General features: G+C 69.2%; 9 protein-coding genes. 1 reads left to right on the top strand and 8 read right to left on the bottom strand.

Features of this window, described 5'->3' with window-relative positions; translation table 11 throughout:
* Nucleotides 1-55: 55 nt before the first annotated feature.
* Entirely contained in the window at nt 56-280 is a 225-nt protein-coding gene (locus DQW06_RS01035; RefSeq protein WP_013156444.1) for a type II toxin-antitoxin system Phd/YefM family antitoxin, read from the bottom strand.
* Between the two features lie 86 nt (nt 281-366).
* Nucleotides 367-972, bottom strand: coding sequence for a suppressor of fused domain protein (locus tag DQW06_RS01030; RefSeq protein ID WP_013156443.1), 606 nt, complete (start codon nt 970-972; stop codon nt 367-369).
* Between the two features lie 648 nt (nt 973-1,620).
* Between DQW06_RS01030 and DQW06_RS01025 the strand changes: the two genes are divergently transcribed.
* Complete coding sequence (locus tag DQW06_RS01025; RefSeq protein WP_117197795.1) at nt 1,621-2,028, top strand: hypothetical protein; 408 nt, start codon at nt 1,621-1,623, stop codon at nt 2,026-2,028.
* A gap of 163 nt (nt 2,029-2,191) precedes the next feature.
* Here the strand turns inward: DQW06_RS01025 and DQW06_RS01020 are convergent, their stop codons facing one another.
* The 6 genes from DQW06_RS01020 to tgmA form a co-directional block, all read right to left on the bottom strand.
* A complete protein-coding gene (locus tag DQW06_RS01020) occupies nt 2,192-3,055 on the bottom strand; it encodes a GNAT family N-acetyltransferase (RefSeq protein ID WP_013156441.1) in 864 nt (287 codons plus the stop codon).
* Nucleotides 3,056-3,247: 192 nt separating this feature from the next.
* Nucleotides 3,248-4,417, bottom strand: coding sequence for a methyltransferase domain-containing protein (locus DQW06_RS01015; protein WP_117197794.1), 1,170 nt, complete (start codon nt 4,415-4,417; stop codon nt 3,248-3,250).
* A 48-nt stretch (nt 4,418-4,465) separates the two neighbouring features.
* Entirely contained in the window at nt 4,466-4,645 is a 180-nt protein-coding gene (locus tag DQW06_RS01010; RefSeq protein ID WP_013156438.1) for a DUF397 domain-containing protein, read from the bottom strand.
* A gap of 283 nt (nt 4,646-4,928) precedes the next feature.
* Nucleotides 4,929-6,107, bottom strand: coding sequence for an ATP-grasp peptide maturase system methyltransferase (gene tgmC / locus DQW06_RS01005; protein WP_117197793.1), 1,179 nt, complete (start codon nt 6,105-6,107; stop codon nt 4,929-4,931).
* Entirely contained in the window at nt 6,104-7,081 is a 978-nt protein-coding gene (gene tgmB / locus DQW06_RS01000; RefSeq protein WP_117197792.1) for an ATP-grasp ribosomal peptide maturase, read from the bottom strand. Before tgmB ends, tgmC begins: the two co-directional genes overlap by 4 nt.
* Nucleotides 7,081-7,434, bottom strand: a complete 354-nt coding sequence (gene tgmA, locus DQW06_RS00995) for a putative ATP-grasp-modified RiPP (RefSeq protein WP_013156435.1) — start codon at nt 7,432-7,434, stop codon at nt 7,081-7,083. Before tgmA ends, tgmB begins: the two co-directional genes overlap by 1 nt.
* Nucleotides 7,435-7,755: the final 321 nt, after the last annotated feature.

Below are 7,755 nucleotides of genomic sequence, written 5' to 3'. Positions count from 1 at the left end.
GGCCGCCACCCCCTACGGGTGGCGGCCCGTCGGCGTTTCGGTGACCGGAGACCGTCTACCCGGACTCCGACTCCTCGATGGCGGTGACGAGGCGTCGCGCGTTCTCCGGACTGCGGAGGAGGTAGGCGGTCTCCCTGAGACTCTCGTACTCCGACAACGCCATCATGACCACCGACTCGTGTCCCACTCTGGTGATCACGACCTCCTCGCGGTCGTTCACGACGGAGTCGAGCGTGGCCGCGTAGTTCTCGCGGGACTCCGAGTAGCTCATGGTCTTCATCGCTGCGCCTCCTGGTTCCGCCGTCACACCTCCACGGTTGTACAGGATTCCGTGCGCAGGCCGCTGGACCGTCGTCTCCGACGGACTCAGAGGCGGACGGGTTCGCGCGAGGGGTCGGTGACCATCCTCGGGTCGCGGTCGCGCAGGAGGGCGACGAGCGGCGCGGCGGTCCCCGCCTGCTGCATGGCCTCGCCCTCCTCGGCCAGCAGGCCGACGAGCTGGAAGAAGAGGACGATCCCGTTCGGGGTGTCCATGGCGCGGATCTCGGTGTCGGGGACGATGACCAGCGAGGTCATGTCACCGTTGGCGGGCTCGCCGCCGAGCGGGGACGGGGTGACGATCCAGTGGCCCACGTCCAGGTCACTGCCCGCGACGAAGCGGTCGGCCAGGGCGTGCATGACGCGCAGGATCCAGGCGGGCACGGCCTCGTCGCCGTCCTCGCGCGGAACGCGGCAGGTGAACTCGAAGCCCGACCCGGAGACGCGGGGCTCCTCGCTGGTCTTCTCCCCCAGCTCGGTCAGTCCGAAGGACACCAGCAGCCAGTGGCCGTCCAGGGGGTAGGCGAGCACCCCGTCGAGGCCTTTGTCCGACTTGCCGTCCGGCGCGAACTGGATGGTCAGCGGCTGCACGTCGGGGTACCGCTCCGCCCACTCCTCGTAGATCCGGACGAGTCCGGGCAGCATCTCCAGCATCGCGTCGTCGCTCTCCACCTCGGGTGACGGGTCCGGGTCCGAGGATACGAGCGCGCCGGGAGCGCACGGGCCGGGTGCCCCGAACCGTTCGGGCGGCGGGACGGTCCAGAGCCTTCCGGGGACCGTTCGGACGGCGCGGATTTCCCGGGGTCCGCCCCGGATAACCCGCGTATTGTCCCTGACGGGAGAACCATGGAACCCGAACGCGCATCCAAGGCGAATCAGGCCGGTTTCAAGCACTTCCGCGTTCGCCGATAAGAGCCGATCGTCCCACCGCAGACAAACCAGGGAAACCAGCGCAGCCTAACGGGATATTTAGCTTCCGTCATTGATCATTGGCACAGGCGGCGAGGGCCCCCGGACACGGAGCACCTGGGGTCGCACCAGCCCGCACGGACAGCGACGCCGACCAGGCGAAGGGCCATCCTTCCCTCACCCGGACAGCACAAACCGCTCCGCCATGATCAATCCCTGAAATTCGACGGTTAATCCTCGGGCCGATACGACTCCGGCACCCTCGGGATTTTCCCCGATATCCACGATCCGCGTTTGAGAAGCCAGCCCGGGGGCACGACCACGCATAACGCACTCATCCCCCAATCCCTGGCGAGTCCATTGACACACCGCTCCCCACAGGAAAGGAACGCGATGAATCGCGATATCCGTACCAGCGCGCTGGCCGTTCTCTCCGCCGGTCTGCTCACTCTCGGCGCGACCGGCTTCAGCCCGGCGGCGGCCTCCGAGCAGCGAGGAGCCGAGACCCAGGGCGTGGAGGCCGGTGCCGACGGGTTCACCGGAACCCTCTCCGGCGAGGTCGTGTACCTGGCTCCGTACGAGTACATCGTCGGCGACCAGGCGTTCTACGTCACCGAGGACACCGAGATCCTCGGCGGCCTGTACACCTGCGCGCCCGAGGTCCCCAACGACGACATGACCGGGACCGTGGAGTGCAGCATGGAGGAGTTCGATGCTGAGCTGAAGGACGGGACCGTGGTGCTGGCCGGGGTCGAGGTCGAGAACGGCATCGCCCAGACGATCACCGAGTTCCAGGCCTGATCCTCAGGACATAGGACAGCGGGTGACCGGGTTCAAAGGGGCGGTGCTCCCTACGGGGAGTGCCGCCCCTTGGGCTTGCCACAGCCGTTTCGCATGGTGGCCGTGGATACCAAGCGGCCCCGGGATTCTCCCCCGGACAGCAGGGCCACTGCGGCAGCAGTTTCTACAGACTGGCGGTGAAGACGAAGCCGAGGCTGGTCAGCCCCTCGGATCGGCACAGGTGGTCCGACGCGCCGCCGGTTTCGGTCTGGAGCAACTGGTAGACGGCTCCGTTCTCCTGTCCCCAGCCCATCGCTGCCCGCCACAGCGCACGCCCGTGACCGTGACCGCGCACTTCGGGCAGCACACCGAAGTACTGCGGCAGAAGCCGCGGGACGCCGATGGAGTCCTGGCGAATGGCCATGGGTCCGATAGCACCGACGACACGTCCCTCGGACACGGCAACCAAGAGCGGGCCGTCCAGACCAGTGGTTCGCATCTGTTCGGCTAGGAAGGAGAACCCGTCTCCTTTGAGTGCTTGGGCGAAAACGGCAAAGGTGTCCTGAACAGCCGGAGTCTCAGTGTGCAGACTTTCCACCTCGCCATGGGTGTAGGGCTCGTTCCCGGTGAAGGTCTTGAGTTGGACACGGCAGCTGTGCCAGCGGGTGTCGGCTTCGGTGGAGAACCACAGCACACGCGCCGCCCCCGCGTCGTACGCGGCGGCCAGCTTCCCGGCCTCCTCCAACGCCTGGGCCACGTCGGGCGTTGGCCCGTAGTGGTGAACCTTCACCACGCCCCGACCTCGCGTGGTCAGGGTGGGAACGGTGACGGTCTCGCCCTCGTTGCGGATGGCATCGGCAAGGACCGTTTCGTTCTTGGTCCCACCCCAGCGGGCGTCCTTGTCGTGCGCCAGGAAACTGCCAGTGCCGTTGACTTCCATGACCTCGTCCCACAGGCGGGCGGTGAGGGCATCGGGGTGTACGGGGCCGAGGGTGGGCACGTACGGGAAGGGCAGCACGAGACAGCTGTTGTCACCAGGGCCGGGCATGGGCGCATCGTACCCACACGCAACGGGCTCCGGTGGTCGAACCTCCGGGGCCCGCCTCCGAGAAGTCTCAGGTCAGAAGGGGTTGTCGTCACCCGCGTCGGAACGCCTCGGTGAGGCGGTCGTCAGGCACCAGCGCGCCCTCCTCGACCAGAAGGTCCACAAGTGCGAACGAGGGTCCGTGAACGGCTCGGGTCATGCCTGGCCGTTCTCCGCTTGTCCGGCGGCGATCTGCCCCATGGGAAGGACGTTGCCGGGGTCGTCCAACCACACGCGTTGTCCCTCGCGGGTCACGGTCACGCCGAACCGGGAGTGCTCCGGGCGGCCCGCCTCCCGCCACCAGGCGTAGGCCCCGGCCAGCTCGTCGAAGAGGCGGCGCGGGCCGTGCTGGCGGACCCGGAACTCATGGGAACCGGACCGGACCCGCCACGAGGCCCACGAACCCGAACCAGGATCCATCAGGTACACCGTGTAGTCCGGGTTGCCCGGCACGTCGTCGTCGAAGACCAGCAGGTCCTTCATGCCGGGAACCCGCAGACCGATCGCGAAGCTCGCGTCGAAGTCACCGACCGGCTCGTACGGGTGCAGGTCCGTGGTGCTCTCGGCGTACTCGTGGTCGGGACGGACGCGCTCATCGAGCGTGCCGTGCGGCGTCCGCTGGCCACGCACCCACATGAAGCCTGCGTTCCCGCCGAACCTCCCGGACGCCGTTCCGTCCGCGCCGACCTGGAGGCGGAGCAGCGTGCCGTTGTGGAAGCTCGTCCCCCACGGGGTCACGATCCGCCCGCCGGGCACCGTCTGCTCCACCCACGGGTAAGGAACCCTCTGGACGGCGGCGGTCGCCAGTACCCGGTCGTAGGGGGCGTCGGGCGGACAACCCTTCTCACCGTCCCCGAGGACCACATGGACACCGTGGCCCTCCAGGTTCTCCTCAGCCCGCGCGGCCACGGCCGGGTCGATCTCCACCGACGTCACGTTCCCCGCGCCGGCCCTGTCAGCGAGCAGCGCGGCGTTCCACCCGGTTCCGGTGCCGATCTCCAACACCCGCTGACCGGCGGCGAGGTCGGTGGCCTCCAGCATCAGGGCCACGATGCTCGGCATGGACGCCGACGAGGACCGCTGCCCGCGCCCGGTCGGGTCTCCATCGTCGATCTGGGTGATGACGGGCCGGTCGGCGTAGCAGGCACGCAACCACGCGTCCGAGTCATCGGCCCTATCGAGGACGGTCAGGTCATCCCCGTCCTCGATCCAGATCCGGTCGGGGATGAAGCGGTGGCGGGGAACCCGCTCGAAGGTGTCCCGCCAGGCCGGAGAGAGGGCGATCTCCTCGACGAGGCGGGACCGGAGGTCTTCGGGGTTGGTCATTTGTCGTCGCGCTCGTGCTTTCCTCCGCCGTTGTGGGCGATCGAGGGTTCAGCCGCCCTTGATGTCCTGGAGGAGGTTCGCCCACTCAGCGGGAGAGAACGTGAGGTGCCCAAGGTGCGGATTCTGTGAATCGCGCACGTCCGCGCCGCTGGCATGCTCCCTCGCCTCCACGCAGTTATGCCCGTTGGCGCTGTAAGTGGACTTGTGCCACTCGGAGGGGATGCTCATGTGGGGGTCTCCAGTGTTTCCTGTGAGAGCGCGACCGGCAGGGCGCTGCGAGCGCGCCAGTACTCAGCGTAGCCGTATCGGGGCTCCGCCGTTGTGGGCGACCGGTCCGCTGAGGGTCCCGGCCACCCACTCCGTGGTGCAGTGCGGCATGAGGCAACACGGCCAGGCCCAGGGCCGCGACCGCGTGGTGCCACGCCTGGTGGAGGTCAGGCGTTGTCTCGGGAGAGGAGGAGGTCACTGATGTCCTTGAGTCGGGCCCCTTCCAGAACAGGGAGGTCGTTGCCTACGGGAGCGGCAGCGGCCAGCGCTGGTCGCTCTCCGCCGAACCGAACCACACGTGCTGGTCCCCCGGCGTGGCGGTGACGCCGTAGGCGCTCCAGCCCGGCTGGCCGTTGGCGACCCACCACCGGTGCGCTTCCTCCACCCGCGTCCACAGACGGCGCGGTCCGCCCTGGACCACGGGGTAGCGACCCTCGTCCGCGTCCATGTCGATCTCGGCCCAGGCCCCGTCGGCGCCCTCCATGAAGAGGAAGTCCGCCCCGGTATCGGCCGTCCTGACCACGGTGTCGGCGTCCGTCGTGGCCAGTTGCGCGAGGAACGCCATGGCCGGTTCCCCGCGAACGAGCGCCGGGTTCAGAGTGGTCGTGCTCCGTTCCCCCGCGTCATCCACGCTGACGCGTTGGCGGGGAACGCTGCTCCGCGCGGGCATGAACCCGGCCCACTGCGGAAGGAAGCGCCCCTGCGCCGTGTGGTCGTCGCGCACCCGGAGCCCGAGCATGGCGCCTCCGGTGCCTCCCGCGATGTTGACGAGGATGCTCCCGCCCGGTGCCGCCTGGGTGATCCACTCCGGCGGAACGTGGGTGAAGGCCGTGGTGCTGACGATCCGGTCGTACGGAGCGCGGTCGGGGAAGCCCTTGTGCCCGTCGTACTCGGCCACGACGGGTGTGTATCCCAGGGCGGAGAGGCGTCGGGCGGCGTCGGAGACCAAGCGCGGTGAGATGTCGATGCTCGTGACCCGGTCCGAACCCAGCACCTCGCACAGGATCGCCGCGTTGTACCCGGAACCGACTCCTACCTCCAGAACGCGGGGGTCGCCGCCCAGGTCGAGTTGGTGGAGCATCCGCGCCATGAGGCTGGGCATCGTGGAGGAGCTGGTCCACCGGCCGGTACCGCGTCCCCCGGGCAGGGCGTCGGTCACCGGTTCTCCGGCGATCTCGATGGTCAGCGTCTCGTCGGCGTAGACGTGGCAGGCCCATTCCTCACGCTGGTCGGGGTCCTCAGCGGACAGGAGCCTGTAACGCGCACCCTGCGGGGTTTCCTCGTGCAGGGCGAAGGCCGGGACGAACACGCCCCGGTCCACGCGTCGGAACGCCTCGGTGAGGCGGTCGTCAGGCACCAGCGCGCCCTCCTCGACCAGGCGGGCCACCAGTGCGGACGAGGGTTCGTGAACAACTCCGGTCACATCTGTCCCTTCTCCAGTAGTTCGGCGATGCTCTGCCCGATGGGCAGACCACAGCGGTCCGCGAGCCATCCCCACTCGCCGTTGGGGTTGACCTCCAGCAGGGTCCACCCGCCGTCGGGTGAGACCACGAAGTCGGCGGCGCCGCAGACGAGTCCGAAGGCGCGCATGTAGCGCTCCAGGCCGGAGCGGACGTCGTCGGGGATGCCGACGACCTCGTACCGGTGGGCGTCGTAGTCACTGCGCCAGTCGATGTGCGCGGCCTGGGACCGGGCGTGGATGGCCACGGCGAACATCGTCCGGCCCACGACGGTCAGACGGACCTCGAACGCCTTGTCCACCCATTCCTGGAAGCAGTGGGCGGTCAGGCCCACGGCAGGGTCGCGGAGTTCCTCCACGGCGGCGACGGCGCTGGCGTAGACGATCCGGGTACGGCCCTGTTCGACGTGCAGCGCGCCGCCGACCGGCTTGTACACGACGGGGCCGGGGATACCGGCGGCCCAATCCGCGGCGTGGTCGGGCACGTTCGTGATGATCGTGCGCGGTACCTTCAGCCCGGCCCTGGCCGCCGCCGCCAGCTGGACGGGCTTGTACTCAGCCGCGCTCATGCGTGACGGCTGGTTGATCCAGAGGCAGTCCAGCGCCAGGAGGACACCACCGAAACCCATGCGGGCCTCGCGGTAGGCCCAGCGCTGGTCGGGGCCGGACATGCCCTCGGCCAACGTGAACTGGGAGGGGCGCCGATAGTAGACCCCCCGTACCGATCCCAGGTCCACGCCGCGGAAGGCGTCGTGCACCGCTCCTTCCCAGTTCCCGTCGAAGGCGGCCTCCACCGTCATGGAGGCGGGGAAGTCGCCGGGGTCCATGCGCACGACGGGCACGCCGCGTTCGGACAGGTGATAGATCACGGGGTCGGCGGTGGCGTCCTCGATGTGGGTGAGGACGAGCACCGCCTTCCGTGCTGCGGAGGAGGCCATCAGTCGGTGGTGGTTTCCTCGGTGCTCGGCCGCGCGCTGTCGGGCTCGCCCGTGGTCTCCTTGGTGCCGCTGGAGCGCTTGCCCACGGCCGGTGCTCCGGTGAGGCGGTCGATGCCCCGCTGGGTCACGGGGTCGTAGACGTAGCGGTCCACCGCTGCGGCCACCTCAGGGCGCGGCTTCGGAGTGACCGCGCGCCGTAGCCCCCAGGGCCGGACCCCGGTCGGAGGCTCGTCGCTGGCTTCGAAGACGGCCGTCGAGGGGTCCAGGGGGAAGGCATCACCGAGGCGGGCGATCTGCGCGCGGGACTCGCCGTCGGGCGACTCCAGCAGTGTCGAGAGGTTCGCGGAGGACATAGGGAGTTCCTTCCTTCTTCGGATACCCCGCACCAGGTCAGCGCGGGGTCCCACCAGTTCCACTCGGACGGTGCCCGCGGAACCGGGGAGCTTTCGCCGTGCCGCTGAGTCCGTGCCCGGGATCTCGGCCGGGGCGGCAGACCGTCGCGGACGCGCGGACCGGCTCGTGGCGGCGCTACGGGATAGGGGCGGATTCATCCGGCTGGTTCAGGAGCGCGGCGATGTGTTCCTTGGGGTAGCGGCGTGCTCCGCCCGGGGTGCGGAAGGGCCGGAGGACACGGTCCCAGTCGCCTCGGTGGAGGCTGCGGGGGCGGATGTTGA

Origin of the sequence: Nocardiopsis sp. TNDT3 (genome assembly GCF_003427465.1) — a bacterium.
GTDB classification, from domain to species: Bacteria; Actinomycetota; Actinomycetes; order Streptosporangiales; family Streptosporangiaceae; genus Nocardiopsis; species Nocardiopsis dassonvillei.
The sequence above is the reverse complement of the archived record's forward strand: the minus strand, read 5'-3'. Positions and strand labels throughout refer to the sequence as shown.

Bases quoted from the DNA above. Each gene is read 5' to 3' on its own strand.
- DQW06_RS01010 (WP_013156438.1), bottom strand. From the start codon at position 4,645: ATGAGCATCCCCTCCGAGTGGCACAAGTCCACTTACAGCGCCAACGGG.
- DQW06_RS01020 (WP_013156441.1), bottom strand. From the start codon at position 3,055: ATGCCCGGCCCTGGTGACAACAGCTGTCTCGTGCTGCCCTTCCCGTAC.
- DQW06_RS01025 (WP_117197795.1), top strand. From the start codon at position 1,621: ATGAATCGCGATATCCGTACCAGCGCGCTGGCCGTTCTCTCCGCCGGT.
- DQW06_RS01030 (WP_013156443.1), bottom strand. From the start codon at position 972: ATGCTGGAGATGCTGCCCGGACTCGTCCGGATCTACGAGGAGTGGGCG.
- tgmA (WP_013156435.1), bottom strand. From the start codon at position 7,434: ATGTCCTCCGCGAACCTCTCGACACTGCTGGAGTCGCCCGACGGCGAG.
- DQW06_RS01035 (WP_013156444.1), bottom strand. From the start codon at position 280: ATGAAGACCATGAGCTACTCGGAGTCCCGCGAGAACTACGCGGCCACG.
- DQW06_RS01015 (WP_117197794.1), bottom strand. From the start codon at position 4,417: ATGACCAACCCCGAAGACCTCCGGTCCCGCCTCGTCGAGGAGATCGCC.
- tgmB (WP_117197792.1), bottom strand. From the start codon at position 7,081: ATGGCCTCCTCCGCAGCACGGAAGGCGGTGCTCGTCCTCACCCACATC.